Origin of the sequence: Methylophilus sp. (assembly GCF_035460085.1) — a bacterium.
Lineage (GTDB): Bacteria > Pseudomonadota > Gammaproteobacteria > Burkholderiales > Methylophilaceae > Methylophilus.
Genome location: NZ_DATHWZ010000006.1, coordinates 17,573 through 43,547 on the forward strand (window position 1 = coordinate 17,573; position 25,975 = coordinate 43,547).

Sequence of the window (25,975 nt, forward strand, 5' to 3'; positions counted from 1 at the left end):
TATCAATTCAAGGGAATGAATCACCACCGGGGTGGCTTCTGTGAATATGTTTTGTTAGTTTGCAAAAAGCATATTGATAAAAAAGCGTATTGATAGAAGTCACCGCATATCGCGAAACGCGGAATAAATGCTTATTCCAAGTTTCTATTGTTGAGATTGGCTATTAGGTAGTGAATAGCCATGGTAGAAAAGGAAAAACAATGTTTGAAATTACTAAAAAAAGCATCCAGTTCGGTGCGCATACATTAACCCTGGAAACCGGGGAAATTTCGCGCCAGGCTGATGGTGCCGTGGTTGTAAGTTATGGTGACACCGTGGTGTTGGTGGCTGTGACCGCAAAACGATCAGTAAAAGAAGGCCAGGACTTCTTTCCATTGACAGTGGATTACCAGGAAAAAACCTATGCGGCAGGCCGCATTCCAGGTGGTTTCTTTAAGCGTGAAGGCCGTCCTTCTGAAAAAGAAACATTGACTGCACGTTTGATCGATCGTCCATTACGCCCGCTGTTCCCAGATGCGTTTTACAACGAAGTGCAAGTAGTGGCCACTGTACTGTCACTGGATCCTGAGATTGACTCAGATATCCCAGCAGTGATCGGTGCTTCAGCCGCTTTGGCATTGTCTGGTATCCCATTTTATGGCCCGTTAGGTGCCGCCCGTGTGGGTTATATCAATGGTGAATATGTATTGAACCCAACAGCTAGCCAGTTAAAAGAATCTGAGCTGGATCTGGTGGTGGGTGCCACTGAGTCTGCCGTGATGATGGTGGAGTCGGAAGCTAAAGAATTGTCAGAAGAAGTGATGCTGGGTGCCGTTGTATTCGGTCACGAGCAAATGCAACCTGTGATTGCGGCTATCAACGAGATGGCTGCTGAAGCAGGTAAAGATGCCTGGGACTGGACAGCACCAGCCCCGGATGTTGCCCTGATTGAAAAAGTAGCCGCGATTGCTGCTGATGACATCAATGCTGCCTTTAAAATCAAATCCAAAGGTGAACGCTCTACCAAACTGGATGAAATCAAATCACGCGTCATGAGCACGCTGATTACAGAAGAAACCTCAACAGAAGAAGCCAACACCATTAAAGACGAGTTCTTTAAACTGGAAGCGAAAACCGTGCGTAGCCAGATCTTGAATGGCGAGCCACGGATCGATGGCCGCGATACACGCACCGTGCGTCCGATTGTGATCCGTACTGGCGTGTTGCCACGTACACATGGCTCAGCATTATTCACGCGTGGTGAAACACAAGCGCTGGTGGTGGCCACATTGGGTACTGGCCGCGATGAGCAAACCATCGATGCCTTGGCTGGTGAATACTCTGACCGCTTCATGCTGCATTACAACATGCCTCCGTATGCGACCGGCGAAACTGGCCGTGTAGGTACGCCTAAGCGTCGTGAAATCGGTCACGGCAACCTGGCTAAGCGCGCATTGAAAGCAGTATTGCCAGCGAAAGAAGACTTTGATTACACCATGCGTGTAGTGTCAGAGATCACTGAGTCTAACGGTTCAAGCTCCATGGCTTCTGTCTGTGGTGGTTGCCTGTCTTTACTCGATGCTGGCGTACCATTGACTGCGCATGTGGCCGGTGTGGCCATGGGCCTCATCAAAGAAGGTAACCGCGTAGCGGTGCTGACTGACATCCTGGGTGATGAAGATCATCTGGGTGACATGGACTTTAAAGTAGCGGGTACCGACAAGGGCGTCACCGCACTGCAAATGGACATCAAAATCACAGGCATCACTGCACAAATCATGCAAGTGGCGTTGGCACAGGCTAAAGAAGGCCGCGCCCATATCCTGGGTCTGATGAAACAGGAAGTATCCGGCGTAAACAGCGAGATGTCACAATTTGCTCCACGCATCATCAGCATGAAAATCAATCCGGACAAAATCCGTGATGTGATCGGTAAAGGCGGCGCAGTGATCCAGGCACTGACTAAAGAAACCAACACCAGCATCGACATCGAAGATGACGGTACAGTGAAAATCGCTTGTACTAATGCGGATGAAGGTGCTGAAGCACAACGCCGTATTGCACAGATCACTGCCGAAGTAGAAATTGGACAGGTTTATGAAGGCCCGGTAGTCAAGATTCTTGACTTCGGCGCAGTAGTGACCTTGATGCCAGGTAAAGATGGCCTGGTTCACATTTCACAAATTGCCCACGAACGCGTAAAAGCGGTGGGCGACTACCTCAAAGAAGGCGACATCGTGAAAGTGAAAGTCGTTGAACTGGATGATAAAGGTAAAGTGCGTTTAAGCATCAAAGCCCTGATTGATCCACCAGCAAGAGAAGAAACACCGGCTGCTGAGTAATTTGCAGTGAAGTAAAAAGCCCGCGCAAGCGGGCTTTTTTTATGACCATTACATCCATGAAATATAGAGAGCACGCGCTGCGACGCGTCACGAGTTCCCATATAGATGACCTGGCGGATGGCTACATTAGTGTTTTATTAATCAGTAGGTTATTCTGAAGGTTTATTAGGCCATCAACTTAAGACGAGGAGGCATTGTATGAAAGTCTATAAAGATATAAATAATGATTCTGGCGTTATAGCATATGACTACACTGATACAAGTATCCAGGTTCAATTTGAATCTGGAGAAGTATATGAATATCCGGCATCTATTATTGGTTTACAGCACCTATCCAATATGAAAAGACTTGCTGACTCAGGAGATGGTTTAAACGCATACATAATGAAAAACTCTACAGTTAGAAAAGGATATAAACGCTAAGTCATTAATCATGATCTACAAAATAAAAAAAATTAAGAGGGTGAAGGGCTATGAAAATAAAGTCAGTGCGAATAAAAAACTTCCGCACTTTGAAGGATGTGACCATACCGTTCGATAAAGTGACTACATTCATAGGTCCTAATGGAGCAGGTAAGTCTACAGTTTTGAGAGCACTAGATTGGTTTTTTAACGGTAAGTCAGGTTCACTTTCTGGAAATGATTGCTCTTTTGGAGCAGTCGATGAAGACATCGAAGTACGAGTTACTTTTAATGAACTTACCCCAAGAGATAAAGAGGCATTGGGAAAGTATGTGCCCACTGGAGTTGAAACATTTACAGCATTGAAGTATAGAAATCCAGCAGGTATTGAAGTCTTGTCGGCAAACGCTAAAAGTTATCCTCCGTTTAATCAAATACGCTCTAAAGGTTCAGCAGGTGATAAGAAAACAGCATATAACGAATTAAGAGCTGCTGATTCTTCACTTAAACTGCCAGCATGGACAAGCCAAGATGCGGCCTTGGGAACTTTGATTGCATGGGAGGCAGCAAACGTTGAACTCCTTGGTGATGCACCTGACGTATTAGAGACGAATTTTTTTGGGTTTAATAGTGGGGGCAAGATGAATGGCTTATTTGACTTTGTCCTTGTTACCGCAGATCTAAGAGCTAGTGAGGAGTCTCAGGATGGTAAATCAAGCATCATTGGGAAGATAATTGAAAGATCAATTAATCGGACAGCTGCAGATGCGAAAATTGCTGAAATAGTCGCCGAGTCAAAACTAAAGCAGCAACAAGTTTATGAAGAAACGTTTAATGCACAACTTAATGTTTTAACTAATCAACTTAATGATGTAATTTCGATCTACTCACCCGGGCGTAGAGTTACTGTTGAACCTGCTGAAATAGAATTAAAAGCGCCAAAGACTACTTTCAATGTCGGTATTTTAGATGGTAATACCGAGACAGCTGTAGATCGTCAAGGGCATGGCTTTCAAAGAACATTGCTAATTTCAGCACTTCAACTACTGGCCCAATCAACTGCCGCTGATACTGAAGGCGTTATATGTCTTGCAATTGAAGAGCCCGAGCTTTTTCAACATCCAATCCAAGCACAAGCATTCGCAAAGGTTTTAAGGTCGCTTGCCGAAGACGAGTCGAAAAGAATTCAAGTAACCTATGCTACTCATAGTCAGTATTTCATTGAGGCTAAATATTTTGATCAAGTAAGACGGCTAACAAGAAAATCTGGCCCTGAAGGTAAAACGAATGTGGCAGTTAACTTTTCGACAGTTGAGATAGTAAAAGAGAAATTAAAGGAAATAGTGCCTCCAAATCAGGTCGATCGTCAATTGGATGGAATTGTTGCAGGAAGACTCACAGTTGGATTATTTGCTGAGAGTGTGCTTTTGGTTGAAGGTACTACTGAAGTGGCGGTATTTCATGGTGTCGGTGATAGAGAAAGTATTGGTTTTTTAGAGTCAAATGGCCTTGCTGTTATAGATGCTGGCTGTAAGGGCGGAATAGCTTTAGCACATGCAATTTTAACTAGCATTGGTATACCAACCTTCGCACTATTTGATGGTGACGGAGGTTATGTAGATAGGGCTTTAGCACTTAATCAGCCTGAAAAAGTAATAAATAATGAACGAGCAAAAATCATCAAAGAGAATCGTCTTTTATTAGCTTATCTTCATGAAGATATAGTTGACTTTCCTTCCGATAAAATTGGAAAAAAATCAGCCACGCTAGGTGATAACCTTGAGACTTATCTAGAGACGAACTGGACTGAATGGGTGATATCTTGTAAAGAGCTTGAGGATCAAGCTGGAATAGAATTAAAAAAGAATAATTCTGCTTATAGACAAGCAACACTTAAAGCTGGAGGTAATGCGCCAGAATTATTAAAACAAATATTGAATAAAGTACTAGAAAGGTGAATATGCAAGAAATTATCTGTCCCCATTGCAACACAGCCTTCAAAATTGATGAGGCTGGTTACGCCGGCATTCTCAAACAAGTACGCGATAGTGACTTTGAGCATCAGCTCCACGAACGCCTTGAGTTGGCTGAAAAAGATAAGCAAAATGCAATCGAGTTAGCTAAAACCAAATTGACCAGTGAGTTACAACAAACTGCAGCAGCCAAAGATAGTGAGATTAAAGAGCTTAAAGCCAAGCTAGAGTCTGAAGCCGTGGCTCGGCAATTAGCGATAACTCAAGCTCTGAATCAGGTTGAAAAAGAGCGTGATACTTTGGCGAACCAGCTTGCTCAAACAAAACAAGAAGTTAGTAGTATGGCTAATTTGGCAGAAGCAAAGCTTATGAATGAGATTCAAAAAACAACTTCAGCCAAAGACAGTGAAATCCAAGGTTTAAAAGCAAAACTTGAAGCGATTGAAACGGAAAAGAAACTGGCGATTAATCAAGCCGTTAATCAGGTGGAGAAAGAACGCGATGAGCTTAAAGCAAGTTTGGTACGCGCAGCCTTAGAAAAAAACTTAGCTGAACAATCGCTAAAAGATAGATATGAAACCCAGATTAAAGACCGTGATGATGCTATTGAGCGTTTGAAGGACTTGAAGGCAAAGCTCTCAACCAAAATGGTCGGTGAAACACTGGAGCAGCACTGCGAAACCGAGTTTAATCGCATTCGCGCTACTGCTTTCCCTAAAGCCTATTTTGAAAAAGACAATGATGCGCGTTCTGGCAGTAAAGGCGACTATATCTTTAAAGACCACGATGATGGTGGTACCGAAATTGTTTCTATTATGTTTGAGATGAAAAATGAGAATGACACCACTGCCACTAAAAACAAAAACGAAGATTTTTTAAAAGAGCTGGACAAAGATCGGAACGAGAAAGGTTGTGAGTATGCGGTGCTGGTTTCACTATTAGAGCCTGAGAGTGAGTTATACAACACCGGTATCATTGATGTGTTTCATCGTTACCCTAAGATGTATGTGGTACGCCCGCAGTTTTTTATTCCCATGATTACGCTCTTACGTAATGCCGCTTTAAATTCGATGAAATACAAAACTGAGCTGGCTACTGTAAGAGCTCAAAATATAGACATCACCAATTTTGAAACTGAGCTTGAGACCTTTAAAAACGCGTTTTCTCGTAACTATGAACTTGCGTCAAATCACTTTCAAAAAGCGATTGATGAGATTGATAAATCTATAGATCATTTGCAAAAAACTAAAGATGCATTGCTCAGTACCAGCCGCAACCTTCGTTTAGCGAATGACAAGGCACAGGATGTGACTATTAAAAAGTTGACTAAAAATAATCCGACTATGGCTGAAAAGTTTGAAGAATTAAAGCCATAGTAAAACATTTTTCAGTACCTTATACCAAATAAACTGACCTAATCTCAGCGTGTGTATCCGACTAGCGAATCAGCGCGGAGATAGCCTTGAATTGCGGATGCGTTGCACCTTGCATGGGCTCGAATAACACAGATTCAGTATTGGTAATGATGCAACCAGCTGCCTGTAATCTCGCCAACGCATTTAAACGATGGGCTTCATTGCGTGAGATCACAGCGTCTTCAACCACAAATACCTGCTTGCCGGAAGCCAGTGCATCTAATGCAGTTTGCAATACACAGATGTGAGCTTCCAAGCCAAACAGTACAACTTGTGGCGCTACGCTGACGGAGGATTCCTGCAAGGCTGCTTCATGCCAGGCGGAGAAAGCCAGCTTGGCGAAACGTGGTGTGTACTCTGGTAATAGTGTCTGCAATTCCGGTAAGGTTTCACCCAGTTTGTCCGGATATTGCTCAGTCACCCAAAGTGGAATATTGAGGAGCTGTGCGCCTTGGATCAGTCGTTGAATGTTATTCACCACGGCGGACATGGCGTCTTTTTGCATGACTGCGCACAAGCGTGTTTGCACATCGACGAGCATCCAGACGGCGTCCGTACTTGCTATAGTATTCATACTATTTCCTTGCCAGTTGCTGGTCTATATCCTGCAAATCCGCTTCTGACACAATGCCACTGGCGGTTTTCAGGCGGATGATATTCACGAGATAGTTGTAGCGCGCCTGCAATAAATCGCGGTTGGCGCTGAAGTATTGCTGTTGCGCGTTGAGCACATCTACGCTGGTGCGTATGCCGACTTCATAACCTAATTGCGTGGAGTCCATCTGGCTTTGGCTGCTTTTAAGTGCTTGTTCTAAAGCTTTTACCTGTGCGATGCTGGTATTTAAATTCAAATAGGCACGCTGGGTTTCCAGGGTTGCCTGGCGTAAGGCATTCTGCAAGTCATCCAGCGCTTTTTGCCGGTTAAAAGCGGCCTGGCGCACACGCGAAGTCACTGCACCGCCCTGATATAAGGGCATGGAGACTTCGACTCCGATGCTGGCGCTTTTCAGGTCACCGCCAAATCCATACTGGCCACCATTGCTGTAACTGTCCTGGTAGCTGGCCACTGCATCTACCGCCGGGTAATGGCCGGCGCGGGCAATTTCAATGTCTTTTTCACTGACCTGTATGGTTTCCTGCTGGATCTGGATATTCAGATTGCTGGCATTGGTCACGTCCTGCCATTCCTGCATGGCTTTCAGGTTGGGTATGACCTGGATATCTTCGCGAACGCTGGCGAGTTGTTCCGGTAGTTTGCCGGTAATTGCCTGCAGGCTGCGTCTGGCAATTTCCATGTCATTCAGCGCAGAAAGTTCTTGCGCGGCAATCAGGTCATAACGCGCCTGCGCTTCGTTGACATCGGTCACGGTGGCGGTGCCTACTTCAAAATTGGCGTTTGCCTGCTGCAACTGGCGTTGAATGGCTTTTTTCTGCGCGTCGATCAAGGTGATGCGGTCTTGCGCGAGCAACATATCAAAGTAAGCCTGCGTGGTGCGTAACATCAGCCCTTGCTGGGCAAGGTGATACTGCTTGTCTGCGATGCTGACCTGTACTTTGCTTTGGTCTATGCGCTCCAGGTTTTCTTTACGGAAGAGGGGTTGTCTGGCTTGCAGTTGCGCCTGGTAGCCTTCAAAATTATTTCGCCCGCCAGGGAAGGGTGCCGGACTGCCAACAATCTTTAAATCGGTGCGATTGGCATTGGCCCCAGCCAGGAAGTTGACCGATGGCCGGTAACCGGCTTTGGCCTGCTCTATGATTTCCTGGGCAGCCTGGTTGGCGCTACCGGCAGAAGCAAGTACCGGGTCATTGGCTTTGGCTTCCTGGTAAATATCCACCAGGCTTTGCGATGACGCCGATGCTGGCTGTGTGAGGATGAACCCCGGCAGTAACAAGCAAAAAATCAACCTGGCAATGGGCATGGTGGGCGGTAACCTAAAATGAAAATGCCTGTGCTTGTGGCGCATTCTGCATTTCTGACAGGCTGGTCTCAAACAGTACGTCCTGTTTGTAGCTATGCTCAGCCAGGCGCTGGATCAATGTTGCCTGCATCACTGGCGCTTTGCCAAGCACGATCAGCATGCGGCCACCAATGCTCAGCTGCCGACGGACACCTTCAGGCTCAACCGGGCTGGAGGCTGTGAACACAATCGCGTTAAACGGGGCATGTGATTCATAACCGCTATGCCCATCCGCTTCTACTACCTGCACATTCTGGATACCCTGTTTGCTCAGGTTCTGGCTGGCCAGTTGACATAGATCAGGGAAGATTTCCAGCGCGGTGACTTTCGCACTGTGTTGTGCCATGAGCGCCGCCAGGTAACCGCTACCGGCACCAATGAGTAATACTTTATCGGTTGGCTGCAGTTGCAACGCTTGCAAAAAACGGCCTTCCACTTTCGGGCTCAGCATCTGCTGCGCATGCGCTAACGGAATTTCAATATCGGCAAAGGCCAGTCCGCGGTAGGCATCGGACACGAAGTTTTCACGCGGGATACTGTTTAACGTTGCCAATACCTTGGGATCCAGCACCTCCCAGGTACGGATCTGTTGCTCAATCATGTTAAAACGTGCGGTTGCCTGGTTTGTCATGGTCTAGTCCTAAAGTGTAAGTTCAATGTCCATCTGGCTTGCAGAATGCAAGGCGATTGCCTTTGATCCCGTCCTGCATTGAATGCCTGTTTTCTCTCGCTATTATAGTTTATTGTACCCATTGATTCTTTGTCATTTCGAGGCTTTGGAAGTCAATCCGGCCCAGAAGGTATACAGGGCAGGCACAAATAATATGGTCAGTACCGTTGCAACTGCCAGCCCCCCCATGATCGCTACCGCCATCGGACCGAAAAATACACTACGCGTCAGCGGGATCATGGCCAGGATCGCGGCGGCGGCGGTGAGTACGATAGGCCGGAAACGGCGTACGGTGGACTGTATGACGGCTTGTTCCAGCGAAGCGCCCTCAGCGATATCCTGCTTGATCTGGTCGACCAGGATCACCGAGTTACGCATGATCATGCCCGAAAGTGCAATGCTGCCAAGCATGGCCACAAACCCGAACGGCATATTGAACAGCAGCAAGGCGAATGTGATGCCTATCATGCCCAATGGTGCGGTCAATACCACTAGCAACACATTCGATATACTCCGTAACTGCAACATCAATAAAGTAAACACTGCGGCAAAAAATAAGGGCACGCCTTTGGCGACCGATGTCGCGCCTTTGGCAGACTCTTCAATCGCCCCGCCTGTTTCTACAGTCACGCCAGCAGGCAATGTTTGCAATAACGGCTGAATCGCTTGCGTAATTTGTGTGGAAACCACGGGTGCCTGCGTATTGCCGCGTAAGTGGGCACGTACTGTCAGTGATGGTACGCGGTTACGCCGCCAGATGACGCCTTCTTCAAAACCGTCATGGATATCGGCGACCTGTGCCAATGGTACCCGCTCGCCGCGTTGACTTAATACCGTGAGTTGCGCCAGCTGCGAGAGTTTTTTGTGATCCTCTTCAGGGCTGCGCATGACGAGGTCTATGCGTTCATTGCCTTCCCTGAACTCGCTGACCACCTGCTCGTAATACTGGGTATTCAGCAGTTGCGCGATATCAGGCGAACTGACACCTAACAGCCTGGCTTTGTGCTGGTCTATGTCTACATGAATGACCTTACTGGGCTCTTCCCAGCCCAGTTGCACATTACGCAGGTGTGGATTGGCACGCATGACATCGGCGATCTTGTGTGCCACCTCCCTGATCGCCTGCAAGTTCTGGCCATCGACACGGTATTGCACCGGAAACCCGACCGGCGGACCATTTTCCAGCCGCAGGATGGACGCGCGTAACTGCGGGAAGTCGCTTTCAAACAATGTCAGCAGGTCGTTACGTAAAGCTTCGCGTTGTTGCAAGTCCTTACACAAGATCACCAGCTGCGCAAATGCACGATGTGGCAGTTGCACATCCAATGGCAAATAATAACGTGGCGCACCGGAACCGACATAGGACACTACATTCTGTAATGGCGCGTGGGTATGTTGCCATTGCTGCAACCACTGCTCGAATTTTTTCACGGCCGCATCGGTAGACTGGTCGCTGGCATTTTCTGCCAGGCGCAGATCCACCACGATTTCAAGCCGGGTAGAATCAGGGAAAAACTGTTGTTGTACTTTGCCAAAGCTGAGCATGGAAAGCACAAACAGGATAATGGTGGCGATAATGACCATGCCTTTGTGCATCACGCACCAGCTGACGACGCCTTGCAGGCGCTGGTAAAATTTTGTTTCATAGATGGAGTGATGGTGAGCGCTTGCTTCGCTTTCAGCACGTTCTTTCAAGCCTAAAAAATGTCTAAATTTTTGTATCAGTCCGTTTGGTGAATGGGTTGGTTGCGCAGCATTCGGTAACAGGTGATAGCCTAAAAACGGCACCACGATGACGGCAGCCACCCAGGACAAACTCAGCGCAATGGCAGAAACCTGAAAGATGGAGCGGGTATATTCACCGGTTGAGGAAACGGCAGTGGCAATCGGCAAAAAACCAGCCACAGTGACCAGCGTGCCGGTCAACATCGGCATGGCCGTGGAGGTGAATGCGAATGAAGCGGCCTGCATCCTTTCCCAGCCTTGTTCCATTTTTGAGGCCATCATCTCCACCGCAATAATGGCGTCATCCACTAACAGCCCCAATGCCAGGATCAGGGCGCCCAGCGAGATCTTATGCAGGCCGATGTCGAACCAGTCCATCAGCAGGAAAGTGCCAGCGAGCACGATTGGGATTGCGACGGCGACCACAATGCCGGTCCGCCAGCCGAGCGAGAGCAGACTGACAGCCAGAACGATGATGAGTGCTTCTGTCAGGGAGTGTACAAAGTCTTGAACCGAGTGCTGGACAATGTCCGGTTGCGACGTGACCAGTTGTAACTGCACACCCACCGGTAACTGTGTTTGCACGCTGGTGATGGTTTGCTGCAATGCTTTGCCCAAGGCGATGACATCGCCGCCTTGTTGCATACTGACGCCAATCAGTAAGGCAGCATGGCCGTTAAAGTGGATGCGTTGCGCGGGCGGATCGGCATAGCCGCGTTTAATCGTTGCAATCTCGCCTAAGGTGAGGTTTTGGTTGCCTGCGCGGATGGGGAAACTCCGTAAGTCTTCCAGCGTTTGCAAGCGACCACTCACATTGATCCTGATGCGCTCAGGGCCTGCATCAAAAGTGCCTGAACCAGTCACCGCATTTTGCTGTTGCAGCATTTGCGCTAATTGCGCCGGGCTGATGCCCAGCGAAGTCAGTTTCTGGTTGGAAATCTCAATGATGATTTTCTGTGGCTGTTCACCGAACAGATCGACTTTTTCCACATCTGGTAGTTTAAGCAGGCGTGCGCGTACCCATTCAGCCTGCCGTTTCAGTTGCTGCGGATTCAGGCCATCGGCCGTCATCGCGTACATGGTGCCGTACACATCGCTGAACTCATCGTTGAATGTGAGACTTTGCAGGTCACTGGGGAAAGTGTGGCGGATATCCCCTATTTTTTTTCGTATTTGGTACCACAACTCGGGAATTTTCTCTGAGAAAGTATTATCCCGGATCACAATAAACACCACCGATTCACCAGGCCTGGAATAGCTGCTGGTGTAATCGATAGATGGAATCTCCTGCAGTTTTTTCTCTATCCGGTCAGTGACTTGCTGTTCGACCTCCTGGGCTGACGCACCCGGCCAGCTGCCACGGATCAGCATGACCTTGAAAGTGAATGGCGGGTCTTCAGATTGACCCAGGTGGGTATAAGCCAGCACACCACCAATCAGCGTCAGGATAATAAAATACAACACCAGCGCCTGGTTTTTGAGTGCCCAGGTCGAGAGGTTGAAGTGCTGGTGTTCTTCAGCTTGGTGCTGTTGCTCAGGCGGCATATTCGGTGCAGTCATTTAGCGTAACACCTCAGGTCCGGGCGTCACCGCTTTTACCTGCATGCCTTCGGTCAATGTGTGCACGCCTATGGTGGCGATGGTTTCACCGGCTTGCAGGCCGGAAGTGATTTCTATGCCTTGTTCGTTGAGCGGGCCGGTCGTCACCGGGCGCAAATGCACCTGCTGTTGGTGATCGATGACCCAGACTGCGGTTTGTTGACCATGTTGCGTGACGGCTGTGGCAGGGGCGAACATCCTTTGTGCTGTATCCGGCTGTGAAAAGGTCACGTTTGCCGTCATCCCAAGCTTGATGCGCTGGTCGATATTGATTAGCTGGATACGCAGGTCAAAGGCATGTGTCTGGCTGTTAGCCGCCGGCGAGATTTCGCGGATACGCCCGCTATACGTTTGGGCTGATTCATTCAGCCTGACCTCTGCCGCATCCCCGATTTTCAGTGTGTCTATAGTGGTTTCCGGGACGGAAATCTGGATTTCCAGGGTTTGCAAATCGTATATCTGCGCAACGGTTTGCCCGGCGGCAACCACTTGCCCTGGTTCTGCCTGGATCATGCCGACCGCGCCGGCACGATCAGCGAGTAATTGCGCGTAGGCCGTTTGGTGCTGGCTGACGGCCGCTTGCGATTGCGCCTGGGCCAGGCGAGCCTGTGAGGTTTTGACTTGTGTTTCGTAGCTTTCCAGTGCGGATTTGGAAATAAACTGTTTTTGGTAAAGTTGTTCGCGACGCGCCAGTTCTGACTTGGCTAGCGCCAGGTTGGCCTGTGCGGTCTGCACTTCGGCATTGGCGGCCTGTGCATTGAGCCGGGTGTCATTCGGGTCAAGGCGGGCGATCAGCTGGCCTTTCTTTACCAAGTCACCGACATTGACTTCACGAGAGGTGATCTTGCCGGCAATGCGGAAGCCGATGCTGGATTCGTACCGTGAGCGAACTTCGCCGGTGTAGCTGCCACTTGCATGACTACCTGTAGTACCGACCTTCATCACCCATACCGGGCGAGGTGCCGCAACTTCCTGGGTTTCCTTGTGGCAGGCGCCGAGTAGCAGGGTGAAGCATAGCGTCAATAAAAAAGCGTTATTCATGTGGAGTGACTTTCAACAATCCTTGTAAACACATCCGCATCATGAAATCGATGCGGGCTTCGATTGGCTGCCAATCAATCCAGGCATCATCGGCCATGTTGATCTGCAATGCACACAACCCGTGCATGGCTGCCCATACGGTTTGTGCCAGGAGCACCGGGTGGTTAAATTCATCTTTAAATATGCCGGCCGCACAAGCGCTGGTAGCCACACCTATCAACTGGGCATAGCCGTCCTGTTCAGGATTATGTTGCTCAATGCTTGATAAGGCCGGGTCGCAAGGATGTTGCGTCATGAACATCATCCGGTAATGATTGGGGTTAGCCAGTGCAAACTGCACATAATGCTGGGCGAACTGTAGAAACCGTTCCAGCGGATCGCTGATGATTAAAGTCGAGTGCAGCGCCTGCGCCAGTTTAAGGGCATCGGCATCCACCACTGCACGCAGTAATTGTTCCTTGTCGCTGAAATAAAGGTAGATGCTGGTAGCTGAATAGCCGATCTTGTTAGCCACGCCGCGCATGGTCACTGCATCTACCCCTTGATGAATAAACAAGTCACGCGCCGCATCAATGATGACGGTGCGGATAGCCAGTTTTTCAGCATCGGTTTTTAGTTTAGGTGGCATGAATCTGGGGGCGGAATTTATTGTTAACGACGTTAACTTAACATCGTTAAATATTAAAGTCAAATCATGCTGGCATTTCAGCCAAGAATCGTGCAGAGTAACAAATGTGATACACCGGTAGTCAGATGGGCTGAGTCACTGAGTGGTAACAATGCCCGCCTGTCACCGGCATGCATCATACCGATGTCCGTAGCGTGCACGTAGAAAGCGCGCGGATTGCGAGTCCAATAACGATTAGGAGCGAAGCGTATGAATGTGCGGCAACGGTGGGTCAGTTTTCTGGGACGTGTATTGTTATCATTGATTTTTATTATTAGCGGGATTGCGAAACTGCTGGACCCGGCAGGCACGATTGCCTACATCGAGAGTGCTCACTTGCCATTACCGCAAGTCGCTTATGTGGTCGCATTAATTGTTGAGCTGGGCCTCGGTGTGGCTTTGCTGGTAGGTTTCAAAGCGCAACTGGCGGCGGCCGGGATTGCGATCTTTACCTTTATTACCGCGCTGATGTTTCACAGCAATATGGCTGATCCCGTGCAAGTGGTCATGTTCCTCAAAAACACCACCATCATTGGCGGGTTGCTGGTCGTGATCGCTTTTGGACCGGGTGGTTATAGCGTCGATCATGGCAAACGGTTCACCGTGGTCGAATAAAGGTGTCGGATCAGGGTTCGCCTGATCCAAGCCATTTCCGCGAGTGACCAATGAGTGTATGGGCGGTGACTGATTATGAGGATACAAGGGCATTAATCCCCGATGAGTGCATGCGGTATTCCACGGCTACTTCTGCAAGTCGTCCGTTTGTTAACCTTTCGCAGACAAGTTTTAACGCATTACAAAAACATTCAGTGATAGCATTACCTGTCATTTAAACATGGTGCTCTCGAGTGAAGCGGGAAGCTCAAGTTAAAGTTGAAAAGACAGGGCAAAAAGTATTTAAAAGACCGGTAACCATGCCATACAACAGGAGGAGTAAAAAATGAATTCATTTCAATCTGCAGTCAGTGTGTTAGGACGCGTGCTGTTATCACACATTTTTATTATTAGCGGTATCGGCAAGGCTACCAATCCGGCTGGCACCATTGGGTATATCCAGAGCGTAGGCGCACCGTTGCCAGAGGTAGCGTATGCCATCGCGTTATTCGTAGAGCTGGTTTTGGGTGTGGCTTTGCTGGTAGGTTTCAAGGCACGCTGGGCCGCGGCTGGCATTGCATTATTTACGCTTGCGACGGCTTTCCTGTTTCATTTCAACCTGGCAGACCAGATGCAACAGATCATGTTCCTGAAAAACCTGACCATTGTGGGTGGTTTACTGCTGGTAGTGGCATTCGGCGCGGGGGCTTACAGCCTGGATAATCGTCGCCGTTAATGAGCGCGTTGATGATTAAATGACGACCTTGTTTGTATCGCATGGCGCGCCGACATTAGTGCTGGAGCCAGGGGAAACCGGCAACATGCTGGCAAGCCTGGCGGCTTCCTTGCCAAGGCCGGATGCTATCCTGGTCATCTCCGCCCATTGGGATACGCGCGTACCTACCGTCAGCCTGGCAGCGCGTCCGGTGACTATTCATGATTTTTCCGGGTTCCCGGAGGCTATGTATGCCATCAATTACCTGGCGCCGGGTGCGCCGGGACTCGCTAAAAAGGTGGTTGAATTATTGCAGGCGCACGATATTCCTGTGCAAACGCATGCTGATCGCGGATTAGACCATGGCGCCTGGGTGCCGATGTCGCTGATGTATCCCGCGGCTGATATTCCGGTCACCCAACTATCGATACAAAGCCGTAGTACGCCGGCAGCACAGTACGCATTGGGGCAGGCGCTGCAGTCTTTGCACGCTGAGAATGTATTGATCCTGGCTTCAGGAGCGATCACGCATAATCTGTCAGATTTTTTCACCGGCAATCGCGATGCTGCGCCATTGGCATATGTCAATGCTTTTGCCGATTGGGTTGCGGGGCAACTGGCAACTGAGCAGGCGCAAACATTGTTGAATTACCGCACTGAAAATACGGCAGGCCTGCAGGCCCATCCCAGTGAAGATCATTTGATGCCTTTGTTTGTGGCGGCGGGCAGTGCGCCGGGCATACCGAAAAGGTTCACCCCGGAAACCACTTACGGCATTCTGGCCATGGATGCTTATGTGTGGGAAGCCTGACTGATGCAACAGGCTGCAACACTATCTAAAAGCCTATCTAAAAGTAAACCTTAACGAAAGCCATATTGGTTAAGTTTATTCCAGAGTGATCGCTCACTGATCTCTAACAGCTTGGCAGCTTTGGTTTTATTGCCCTGACAAGCCTCTAGCGCTTGTGAGATCAATCGCCTTTCCATCGCTTCTGTGGTGCGGGGAATCGAAAGCATATTTGTTTCGGCAGCGGGAGTGGCTTCCACAGACGATGGTTCCAGGTCGGTAATATTTCTTGCAATATCCGTTGGCAAATGTTGCGGCTGGATGGTCTGGTTGCCCGCCAGAATCGCGGCACGTTCCAGGATATTTTCCAGCTCCCGTACATTGCCAGGCCAGGCGTAATGTTGCAGGCAAAGCCGTGCGCTTTCGCTGAGCTTGCAATGGCGCTTATCCAGGAAAAACTCAGCCAGCAAGTCGATATCATCACTGCGTTCGCGCAGGGGTGGAATCTGTAATTGCAACACGTTCAAGCGGTAATACAGATCTTCGCGCAGCTTGCCTTCCTTGACGGCCTGAATCGGGTCCCGGTTAGTCGCGGCAACTACCCGCACATCCAGGGGAATCTGCCGGTTACCCCCCAGCTTTTCCACGACGTTTTCCTGCAATACACGCAGTAATTTTGACTGCAACTGAATCGGCATTTCGGTGATTTCATCCAGAAACAGCGTACCGCCATTGGCCAGTTCAAATTTGCCTATGCGTTCTTTCATCGCGCCAGTGAAGGCGCCTTTCTCATGCCCGAACAATTCGGATTCAAGAATATCCGCCGGGATGGCAGCACAGTTGATGGCGACAAACAAAGCAGCATTGCGTGGAGAGGCTTCATGTAAAGCCTTAGCTACCAGTTCTTTACCAGTGCCGGTTTCACCGACTATAAATACCGTAGCTTTTTCCGGCGCGGCCTGCTGAATCATATGCTTAAGTGATTGCATGGCCTGGCTGTTACCGACCAGACCATTAATATTTGGCTGCTGTGTTTCTTTAAAAAAACTGTTTTCCTGCTTGATACGTTTGAGGGTCAGGGCTTTATCAATGGCGACTTCCAGCGTCTCAAGCTCAAATGGGCGCAAAATGTAATCGCTGGCACCAAGTTTCATTGCCTCCACAGCGGTTTTGATTTCACCTTGTGCCGTGACCATAATCAAGGGCAGATGCTCATGCTCTTTACGTAACGCATCCAGCAACTGCAGGCCATTCATGCCCGGCATATGTAAATCGCTTACCACCAGGTTAATTTGTTGCTGCTGGATAATCTCCAGTGCTTCGCGGCCATTGCCTGCCGACAAGGCGCGATATCCGGCCTGGCGCAAGCTGATTTCCAGCAGGCGCCGCATATTCGGTTCATCATCGACAGCTAAAATAGTGATTGGGGCTGACATGTCTTATTCCGGCTAAAACGGAAGTGCTATGTTAAATTGCGCGCCTTGCGAGGGGCTGGCGCTGTAGGTGATTGTACCACCGTGCCCTTCAATGATTTGTTTGACCACCGCCAGGCCCAAGCCCACGCCGCCAGCGCGCTGGGTAAAAAAGGCTTCAAATAAATGTGTTTGCTGCGCTTGTGGCACGCCTGGGCCGTTATCTGCCACAGAGATATAAGCATACTGCTGGTCATGAAAAAGCGAGACCATGACCTGGCCATGCTCGGGCAAAATCTGGATGGCGTTCATCATCAGGTTAACCATCACCTGGGTCATCTGGTCCTGATCAACGTGAGTGATGACGGGTTCAGTCGCGTTTAATGAAAGCTGGATGTGTTTAGCCTGCGCCTGCTTTTGCAGCATATCGCATACATGCTGCAAGTGAGATTGCAGTTCGAGTGGCGTTTTGCTTGGCAGGCGCGGCCGGGCCGAATCAATCAGTGTTGTGACCAGTTTGTCCAGTCGCTCGGTCTCGGAAATGATGAAACCCAATACTTCACGGCCATCTTCACTGAGTTCGGGTTCGCGTTTTAAGACGTCTGCAGAAGAGCGCATGATGCCCAGAGGCGTGCGTACTTCGTGGCTCATGGCAGCCGCCATTTCGCCAACCACGGCCAACTTGGCTGCACGGGTCAACTGTTGTTCTGACTCAGCCAAATCAGCCGCCATTTTGTTAAATGTCTGGTGGAGTGCTTGAACCTCTACCGGACCGCTAAGCGGTGGAGACACCACATCAGGCTGCCGGAGTTTTTTTACAAAACGCAGCAAATCATCCAATGGTTCGGTGATGCGCCTGGCAATCGGCCTGACCAGGATCAACGAGAAAAACAGGATCACAATCAACAGGATAATAAAAATAATCCCTAGCCTGTGCACGGGGGCGACTGCCACATCATGTTCTTTATTCAGCTTTACTTCCCAGCCATAGATAGGCAGTGAGCTCTGTATGGGAATGTGTGTATGCAAGTTATAGCGTGGCTGGGACCAGTTTTTGGATTGTGCCAGCAGGCGCTCATGCTCATCTACCAAAGCAAGTTCGGTGGCGTGCTGTGCGGCATTATTCAGCAAGTCCTGGATCACAGACCAGTTAAACGTGGCAATCAGGTGACCTAAGGGCTGCAGGGTCAGGTCAGAGTAAATCGGGGTGGAAATCATCAATCTTTCATTTTGCAGATGATAGATTGTGATCGGCTGGTCATCTTCTTTAAACGAAAACCATACCGGCGGGCTGCTTAACCGCTGGTTGATGTGATACGGATCACTGGATGCAACGATGGTTGACTGCAGGTCTATCACGTCGATCGCAATATATTGTGCGGCATAACTCAAACGGGTTTCTTCGAGAAATACGGACAAGCGCTTATCAATATCGCCAATTTGCATGTCTTGCATGATGGCTAGCTGGCTCCAGCTGCGCACGTTTTGTACACGCTCGAACAACACGCGGTCTATGTGTTCCCCCACTGCTTTTCCTGTCGTTTGCAGGTCATGTTTGATTTCGGTGCGCAACGCTGTGCGCGCTTGATAAAAACTTAACGTGCTGACCAATAGTGCAGGTAATAAGCCTGCCAGCAAAAATGCGATTAACAGCATTTTTCGGATGGTTAAAGGTGCTTGTTTAGGCATGGAGTATGAGAAAATACGGTCTCAATTATAGGCGTTGCATTGCTTAATCAGAAAGTGTCTATGTTTACGTTATTACTGCGTTGCGCGGTCAGTGTAATCAGCCTGTGCATGATGTGCAAGCCACTACTGGCGGAAGAAGAGTCGTCCTTCTGGGATGGCTTCCGTTTGGGGGGCTATACCAGCGTTGACCTTAATGTCCCCCGCACAGAATCCACCAGGTTAAACTGGAACGAGCTGGCCATGATCGTGACGTGGGATAAAAACACCCGAGTCAAGTTTTTCGGTGAGCTGGACCTGGAAGATGTTGCTAGCTATACACACAGGCAAGGGCTGGATTTCAGAGATGTTTATATCAATCCTGAGCGCCTGTATTTTGACGTGAACCTGACTGAGCGTGCCAACGTGCGGCTTGGACGTTTCCTGACCCCCTTAGGCCGCTGGAACCAGTTGCATGCTTCGCCGCTGGTGTGGACAGCCAGCCGTCCGGTAGCGACTACCGAACTATTCCCCACGTTTACCAGCGGCATACAGTTTTTTGGTACGGTACCGTTTCAGGAGCGCTCGCTGGATTACCAGATTTACAGTGCTACCATGAATGCACAACCGGAAAGCCGCGGCGAAACGCAATACAAAGATATGCGCGGCGGGCGGATTGCCATCAATAATGTATTTAATTTCACCGATGAAAATGCCGGCCTGAATACCATAGGCCTGAATTACGCCACTTACCGCGAAGAACAATCCTTTGGGCCTAAATACAAGATTCTCGGCATTGACTTCCTGCTTGAATTTAATCGCTGGGAACTGAGCGGTGAAGCCTATACCCGCAAGATAGATCATGGCCAGGGCGGTGGCAGTGGCGCATACCTGCAAAGTGCCTATTTAATCAAGAACGACTGGTACTGGATCACACGGCTGGAAAATTTGCATCAACCTAATACTCCCAACGCCGAGCGCTGGATTGTGGGCGTGACCAAAAGACTTAAACCAAATCAGTTGCTGAAATTTGAAGTCGTGGGCGGTAATGGAGAATATGAGGATATACCGCGCGGATTCACCACTTCATTTGCGATGATGTACTGATGCGTTTCTGTTTGCTCAGTTTCTGGATACTGGCCACAGGCTTGATGCCTGCGTTAAGCATGGCGGATGAGCCGGTGATTGCCGTCATTGTGTCAGCCCAGGCTGCTTACAGCGTGCCTGTCGCTGCCAATGATGTTGCGTCTGTTTACTGGCGCAAAAAGCTGTATGACAACCATGGTAAACCGTTACATCCGGCTAATTTATCCAGCGATCACCCTTTACGCCTGCGTTTTTCACAGCAGGTATTGCACAGTAGCCCCAGGTCGCAGGTAGGTTACTGGAATGAGCTTTATTTCCATGGTATTCAACCGCCATATACCGTGGAATCACAAGAGGCCATGATCCGCTATGTGGCTTATACCGAAAGCGCGATCGGTTATATCGATGCGTGTAAGGTAGACGACCGGGTGCGGCCGGTGATATGGGTGGCATCCAATAAAATCCTGAGTGACCCGCCCAATTTACGATGCAGTACTACTTCGCCGTAAAGCGGCATTGTGCATGGTCTTCACACTTTCTGCCTGTTGATTGAGTGGTGGCCGTTGCTCATGACTGACAACAGCAGGCAGCACAAGAGGTGTTTCCAGCTGCGATGGCAGCGGTGGCAAGTTAAGTTCTGCACGCACCACCGGGTTTGCCATCAACCAATTGTAATGTGAATGACAGGACTCTGATTTCAGCTCATAAGCAGTCAGCAATGTGCAAAACAAGTCATCATGGCTAAGTGGGTAGTTCTGGTAGGGCTGAACCTGGCTGATGGAGTAATCAAACTGCTTGCCCAGCCATAAAATAGCCGGTACATGTGTTTGCTCTTTGGGGGCAATCATGTAGGGGGCTGCATGCAAATACAGGCCATGCTCACCCAACGACTCCCCATGATCCGCCACATACAACATCGCCGTTTCATGGCTATTGTCATATTTCTTCAGTAACTGAATCACTTCACTCAAAAAGTAATCGGTATATAAAATCGCGTTGTCATAAGCATTATCAATTTCCTGCTGGCTGCATTTGGATAAATCACTACTGCTGCAGACCGGGGTGAATTTTTCAAAGGCTTTCGGGTAGCGGCGATAATATTCCGGACCATGATTGCCCATCTGGTGTAATACGATCATGATGTCCTGTGTCTGATGGGACTGAATATACTGGTCCAGGCCCTTTAGCATCCCTACATCCCGGCATTCTGTATCACAGGCGCTGTTATGCGTCGGTGTTTGGAAATCTTCATAAGCCATACGCGTGGCCACGCCTTTTGAATCCGAATTATTATCCCTCCATAACACGCTGACATTATGTTCTTTCAATACATCCAGCGCATTTTCCATATGCCTGGCTTTTTTTGCGGAATATTGTTGCCTGCCCAGTACCGAGAACATGCATGGTACCGATACGCCGGTGGACGTGCCGCATGAAGTCACCTGCTTAAAGCTCACCACGTTCTCCTGTTGCAGGCGCGGGTTAGTCAACTTATGGTAACCGTTCAGTGAAAAGCGATCATAACGTGCGGTTTCACCCACCACCATGATCACAAGTTCGTGTTTGGGGCTATTGCCTATTTTTTGCGTGTCCATGGCTACTTGCTCAAGCGCATGACTCTCCGGAATACTCATTTGCTGATTGGCCCATTTGATCATTGAGTAATGCATAAAGCTCGGATTGGCATACATACGGGCCAGTTTATGTTCGCGAATAAAACTGGCGTATCCGGCAGAGTAAGGCCAGACGCACGTGACCATTACCACCAGTAGCCAACCAATATGCAAGGCTCGAATATGCAGGCGATCGCGTTGAAACCATGTTTGCGGTGCTTTAAACAACAACCACAAAGCCGGTAACACGCCGATCACGCTCACAAATGCGACCATCTCCCACGAAAAAAGTCCAGCCGCTTCTTTGCGGTCGGTCTGTAATAGATTGTCTAACATCACTGTGTCAATAATGATGCCGAACTCCTGCATATAGAACCCTGCAAAGGCACTGCTGAATACCACCAGTGCCAATAGCCAGCGCGCACTGCGGCCATGGCTGATCAGCATGAGCCATACAGCGGTGACCAGTGTAAAAAATAACAGCAAACTGGCCAGCAAGCCGCTTTGTCCGCCTCCTGGTGGGTAGAGCTGGGTCAGGTGTGAAACCAGTGCAGAGTTATCAAATGCCATGAGCCATAGCGTGACGCCCCAGATCAACAGTATTTGTGGCGTGAATAGATGGCGCATTATCACTAACGGGGAAAGTTTTTTCATGCGTAACGGCTTTTGGAATAAAGGTCACTCGCGTAACCACTGTTAAAAAATGACAACACGCACAACAGCAAGGCGCACATCAGCCAAACCGATGTCAGTGTGTGAGAAAGAAAATGTGCCCCGCGTATCTGCTGGCACCAGCCGAGCACAAAGCCCACAGCCAGTCCGGCAAGTGCTATCACCAAAGCTTTACGCGGATGCTGCGGTAACCAGCATAAACACAGGGCGGATAACCATAATCCACTGCTGGCGTGCCCTGCCGGAAAGCAATGGCCGGCCATCTGTGGGCCATGTGCAGCAAACGCAGGAAACCAGTCAGAAGTGCCACCGTAGCGGGTGATGTCCCATGGGCAGGCATGCGGCATCCGATGTTTTAACCATGACACCAGCCCGCTATGCATCACGGCCAGCGCGGCTACCCAGCGTAAACGGTATTGCTGTGATGAAGAAAAGCCGCTGGGTCGCAAGCCACCAGGCAGCAGGGCAAACACCAATAGCACCAGCCAAACGCCCAGCAGCAAGTCCCTGGCATAGCGATGCATGACCGTATCAAAGAAAAACGCATGTTGATAAGTGAATTGGCCACTGTTGAAATCGAACATCCGGTCCGCCAGCATTAAATCTACTTGCGTGTAATTTGCCATGGCGAAAATGCCCAGGGCACACATGCCCAGCAATAGCCATAGCCAGGCTAGTCGCTTGTAGGCAAGCCAGCGTTCCATAACGCGACCTCGCTTTCAGGGAAGTGCTGCGTGCCAGGCAGGGTCTGCAATTTGCCGATATAGGGGTCACCGACCAGGATGCTGTCCGGCATGAATTGTGCGTTGACGATACTCTCATCCGGGCGGAAACCATTGAATGACAGCCCGACCAGGTCGGCCAGGGTGTGGATCAAATCCGAATTGTCGTATTGCATATGCGTATCTGCATTCGCCAGCAATTTCTTGGCATTAAACCAGTTGTCCGAGTGCCAGATAATCAGTGGGATGCTGTACATCGGCAGTGTAGGCGCGGCTTCGTTACGCCCCTGAAAATTGTGCGGTGCCGTGTCATACACATCTTCACCATGGTCAGAGAAATACATGAGCAAGCTATGTTGCTGTTTGACTTTCAGGGTCGAAATAAGCTGGGCCATGATCCAGTCGTTGTAGCGGACAGCATTGTCATAACTGTTGATCAATGCGGTTTTTTCTTCATCCAGCCCGGCTGCCGGTAAGCCCTGGGCCGTTTTAAATACATCAAAGCTTTCCGGGTAGCGGTAGCTGTACTTCATATGGGTGCCTAACAGATGTACGATGATCAGTTTCTTTGGATGCGGGTCGTTCAGACTTTCAGCAAACGGTGCCAAGACCTTTTCATCGAAGCTGTAAGCATTCTGCCTGCGCTCGTTATTCAGGAAGTATTGTTTGTCGGCCTGCTTGGCAAACGTCGTCAGCATGGTGTTACGTCCGGTCAGTGTTTGCTGGTTAGTGATCCAGGTGGTGTGATACCCCGCCTGTTTCATCATCGCTACCAGTGATGGTTTGGTTTTGTAATCGTCCGGATGTTTCTGGTCGGCAAATGTGAGCACTTGTTGCAGGCTTTCAATGGTGTTTGGACGAGGGGAGTACACATTGTCGAACACCGTCAGTTCATGCCTGATTTTGCCCAGTTCCGGGTTGGTATCACGACCATACCCATACAAGCCCATATGCAGGCGCGAGGTAGACTCGCCAATCACCAGCACCACCGTGGTTGGCCCCGGCTTGGCTTGTTCTGATAACCGCGCCAGCGGCGGGATTTTATTCATGGTCAGCAAGGTCTGGTTGACTTCCTCCAGCTGCTGCTGGTAATTCAGGTAACCCAAGGCCAATTGATAAGGAGGCACGCCACTAAAGTGCTTGTTAAAGCTTTTGTATGCGTATACCCACTGATTGTTGAGGGCATGCTTTAACGGGGATGAAAACGCGATCAATACCGTCATCAATGTATAAACTGCCGCGCGTGATTTTGAAAGCTGCGCAGGTTTTAATGTGCGCCAGTACAACGCGGGGATAAATATGCAGGCCAGCAATATCAGCAAAATCCACCATGAAAAATAATTGTGCAGATATTCCTGAGACTCGCTTTTGTTGGATTCAAACAGAATCATCATCAAGCTCTGGGTGAGCTCTTGGCGGTAAATCAAAAAGTAGGCGATGCCAGGTAAGGCAGATAGACCGATAAATACGGCAATCGCTGCGCTCCACAGGCGCAATCGTTGTGGTTGCCACCAAAGCGGAATCAACCACAGTGTGGAAACGATCACCGCATCTTTAAAACCTTCCAGCGATGCGGCCCCAAACAGCCAAAGCAGTAATTGTGTTAAACCGCCCAACAGGAGAAACAGGCCATAGGCGCGTAAGAATGGATGCTTCACTAGACTTCCCTGATTATTTTTGATGAATACCGGGATGTCTTTGCAAGCGTTATGCCACAGTGATCTGATAAAAGAAGTTAATCATTAACTAATTGAAATTAATAGGGTTTATTTGTCTTAGGCTGGTATTTGAATGAATGTTTATTTCTGAAATTATGCAAAGATTGCAGAAATTGCATAATCCAAAAACTAAAAACTCTGCAAAATTTGCAGAGTTTTCAGAGGCTTGAAAAGTCAAAGTTCAATGCGTTAAAAGCGCTTTAACACGTGGCATTTATTCCCATTCGAGCTGCGGGTAAATCACATTCACATTGCGGCGGTTGGCAATATCAAACAATACCCATTTTTTGCGTTCGGATTCCGCTGCGGTGTCCATCGTCTGTTCCATGCTGACCCCTTTTTTGATGCTGGTACGTACGTCTGCCAGCAACAGGTTCAGGTAACGCAATTCATCACCGATGATGGTTTTCTGGTCTGCGCTTTCCAGCCCGTGGCCGGGCACAATCAGCGCATATTGGCTTTTGTTGATTTTTTCCAATGCAGCAATCAGCCCTTTGATGTCGCCTTCTACAACTGGCGTGCGTTGTGCAAACACCAGGTCGCCGGTAAACAGCGTATTGGTTTTTACATCCAGCACGGTCAGGTCGGTATGCGTATGCGCCACGGTTTGCGACTGTAGCTGCAGTACGCGGTCACCTAACTCTAACGATAACTGGTCATGCACAGCGGTATCAGGGGGAACGGTGGTGCTGGCTTTGCCTGCATCGCCCAATAGGGAAGCATTTAATTTTTCGTATTGCTCTTTGCGCAGCAACATGGCGTTGGCCAGTTTTTCATGACCGACAAAATGTACTGATTCACCCTGGAAAGCCGCATTGCCGTAAGTATGGTCAGGATGCACGTGGGTGTTGATCACGTAACGTACTGGTAATTTGCTGATAGTGCGGATAGCCTGCAGTAATTGCTCGCCGGTATGTTTGCTGCCACCGCTGTCAATCACCGCGATGGCGTCGCTGCCAATGATCACCCCCAGGTTACAGATATCACCTTTGTAACCGTCATCAATATCCTGATGCTGGCCATGGTGCACATAAATACCCTCGGCTACTTTTTTCAATTCAAATGTATCTGCCCACACATGGCTACAAAACGTTACAACCCCGAATGAAACACCGACACATAGTGGCTTGATTTTTGATAACATGCTGATTCACCCATGAATGTTTCATACATCATAATCAATACATTCATGATGACAAAGTGACAGTGGTCACAGGGGA

General features: G+C 49.2%; 21 protein-coding genes. 9 read left to right on the forward strand and 12 right to left on the reverse strand.

The genetic code is table 11. The features are described 5' to 3' along the window. The first annotated feature begins 200 nt into the window (after positions 1-200). The 4 genes from pnp to VK958_RS00525 all read left to right on the forward strand — a co-directional run bounded on the left by pnp (position 201) and on the right by VK958_RS00525 (position 6,072). Positions 201-2,321, forward strand: a complete 2,121-nt coding sequence (gene pnp, locus VK958_RS00510) for a polyribonucleotide nucleotidyltransferase (protein WP_325238300.1) — start codon at positions 201-203, stop codon at positions 2,319-2,321. 198 nt (positions 2,322-2,519) lie between these two features. Then, entirely contained in the window at positions 2,520-2,744 is a 225-nt protein-coding gene (locus tag VK958_RS00515; RefSeq protein WP_325238301.1) for a hypothetical protein, read from the forward strand. A 50-nt stretch (positions 2,745-2,794) separates the two neighbouring features. Continuing rightward, positions 2,795-4,681 (forward strand): ATP-dependent nuclease, encoded by a 1,887-nt coding sequence (locus tag VK958_RS00520; RefSeq protein WP_325238302.1) that lies wholly within the window; start codon positions 2,795-2,797, stop codon positions 4,679-4,681. 2 nt (positions 4,682-4,683) lie between these two features. Continuing rightward, entirely contained in the window at positions 4,684-6,072 is a 1,389-nt protein-coding gene (locus tag VK958_RS00525) for a DUF2130 domain-containing protein (protein WP_325238303.1), read from the forward strand. A 61-nt stretch (positions 6,073-6,133) separates the two neighbouring features. On the opposite strand, the gene VK958_RS00530 is transcribed toward VK958_RS00525, so the two are convergent. The 6 genes from VK958_RS00530 to VK958_RS00555 all read right to left on the reverse strand — a co-directional run bounded on the left by VK958_RS00530 (position 6,134) and on the right by VK958_RS00555 (position 13,732). Beyond that, entirely contained in the window at positions 6,134-6,685 is a 552-nt protein-coding gene (locus VK958_RS00530) for an isochorismatase family protein (RefSeq protein ID WP_325238304.1), read from the reverse strand. 1 nt (position 6,686) lies between these two features. Then, positions 6,687-8,030 carry a TolC family outer membrane protein gene (locus tag VK958_RS00535; RefSeq protein ID WP_325238305.1) on the reverse strand — a complete coding sequence of 448 codons (1,344 nt, stop codon included), beginning with the start codon at positions 8,028-8,030 and terminating at the stop codon, positions 6,687-6,689. A gap of 13 nt (positions 8,031-8,043) precedes the next feature. Next, complete coding sequence (locus tag VK958_RS00540; RefSeq protein ID WP_325238306.1) at positions 8,044-8,700, reverse strand: protein-L-isoaspartate O-methyltransferase family protein; 657 nt, start codon at positions 8,698-8,700, stop codon at positions 8,044-8,046. A 132-nt stretch (positions 8,701-8,832) separates the two neighbouring features. Further along, the gene (locus VK958_RS00545) at positions 8,833-12,024 is read right to left on the reverse strand and encodes an efflux RND transporter permease subunit (protein WP_325238307.1); all 3,192 of its coding nucleotides are present in this window, start codon (positions 12,022-12,024) and stop codon (positions 8,833-8,835) included. After that, on the reverse strand, positions 12,025-13,104 hold the full coding sequence (locus tag VK958_RS00550) for an efflux RND transporter periplasmic adaptor subunit (protein WP_325238308.1): 1,080 nt from the start codon (positions 13,102-13,104) through the stop codon (positions 12,025-12,027). After that, positions 13,097-13,732 (reverse strand): TetR/AcrR family transcriptional regulator, encoded by a 636-nt coding sequence (locus VK958_RS00555; RefSeq protein WP_325238309.1) that lies wholly within the window; start codon positions 13,730-13,732, stop codon positions 13,097-13,099. The genes VK958_RS00550 and VK958_RS00555 overlap by 8 nt, the downstream gene beginning before the upstream one ends. A 249-nt stretch (positions 13,733-13,981) precedes the next feature. Between VK958_RS00555 and VK958_RS00560 the strand changes: the two genes are divergently transcribed. From VK958_RS00560 to VK958_RS00570, 3 genes are all read left to right on the forward strand, one after another. Beyond that, positions 13,982-14,386 carry a DoxX family protein gene (locus tag VK958_RS00560; protein ID WP_325238310.1) on the forward strand — a complete coding sequence of 135 codons (405 nt, stop codon included), beginning with the start codon at positions 13,982-13,984 and terminating at the stop codon, positions 14,384-14,386. A 325-nt stretch (positions 14,387-14,711) separates the two neighbouring features. Continuing rightward, positions 14,712-15,101, forward strand: a complete 390-nt coding sequence (locus VK958_RS00565) for a DoxX family protein (protein ID WP_325238311.1) — start codon at positions 14,712-14,714, stop codon at positions 15,099-15,101. 19 nt (positions 15,102-15,120) lie between these two features. Continuing rightward, the gene (locus VK958_RS00570) at positions 15,121-15,891 is read left to right on the forward strand and encodes a DODA-type extradiol aromatic ring-opening family dioxygenase (protein ID WP_325238312.1); all 771 of its coding nucleotides are present in this window, start codon (positions 15,121-15,123) and stop codon (positions 15,889-15,891) included. A gap of 50 nt (positions 15,892-15,941) precedes the next feature. Here VK958_RS00570 and VK958_RS00575 read toward each other — a convergent pair whose 3' ends face one another. Further along, a complete protein-coding gene (locus VK958_RS00575; RefSeq protein WP_325238313.1) occupies positions 15,942-17,303 on the reverse strand; it encodes a sigma-54-dependent transcriptional regulator in 1,362 nt (453 codons plus the stop codon). A 12-nt stretch (positions 17,304-17,315) separates the two neighbouring features. Beyond that, positions 17,316-18,968 (reverse strand): sensor histidine kinase, encoded by a 1,653-nt coding sequence (locus tag VK958_RS00580; protein ID WP_325238314.1) that lies wholly within the window; start codon positions 18,966-18,968, stop codon positions 17,316-17,318. A 60-nt stretch (positions 18,969-19,028) separates the two neighbouring features. Here VK958_RS00580 and VK958_RS00585 point away from each other — a divergent pair, with 60 nt between their 5' ends. Beyond that, positions 19,029-20,051, forward strand: a complete 1,023-nt coding sequence (locus VK958_RS00585; protein WP_325238315.1) for a hypothetical protein — start codon at positions 19,029-19,031, stop codon at positions 20,049-20,051. Next, the gene (locus tag VK958_RS00590; RefSeq protein WP_325238316.1) at positions 20,051-20,539 is read left to right on the forward strand and encodes a hypothetical protein; all 489 of its coding nucleotides are present in this window, start codon (positions 20,051-20,053) and stop codon (positions 20,537-20,539) included. Before VK958_RS00585 ends, VK958_RS00590 begins: the two co-directional genes overlap by 1 nt. Here VK958_RS00590 and VK958_RS00595 read toward each other — a convergent pair. From VK958_RS00595 to VK958_RS00610, 4 genes are all read right to left on the reverse strand, one after another. Then, positions 20,513-22,297: a phosphoethanolamine transferase gene (locus tag VK958_RS00595; protein WP_325238317.1), complete on the reverse strand. Its 1,785-nt coding sequence runs from the start codon at positions 22,295-22,297 to the stop codon at positions 20,513-20,515. The genes VK958_RS00590 and VK958_RS00595 overlap by 27 nt on opposite strands. After that, on the reverse strand, positions 22,294-23,019 hold the full coding sequence (locus VK958_RS00600) for a phosphatase PAP2 family protein (protein ID WP_325238318.1): 726 nt from the start codon (positions 23,017-23,019) through the stop codon (positions 22,294-22,296). Before VK958_RS00600 ends, VK958_RS00595 begins: the two co-directional genes overlap by 4 nt. Further along, positions 22,989-24,695: a phosphoethanolamine transferase CptA gene (gene cptA, locus VK958_RS00605; RefSeq protein WP_325238319.1), complete on the reverse strand. Its 1,707-nt coding sequence runs from the start codon at positions 24,693-24,695 to the stop codon at positions 22,989-22,991. The genes VK958_RS00600 and cptA overlap by 31 nt, the downstream gene beginning before the upstream one ends. A 274-nt stretch (positions 24,696-24,969) precedes the next feature. Beyond that, positions 24,970-25,899: a quinoprotein relay system zinc metallohydrolase 2 gene (locus VK958_RS00610; RefSeq protein ID WP_325238320.1), complete on the reverse strand. Its 930-nt coding sequence runs from the start codon at positions 25,897-25,899 to the stop codon at positions 24,970-24,972. Positions 25,900-25,975 lie beyond the last annotated feature (76 nt).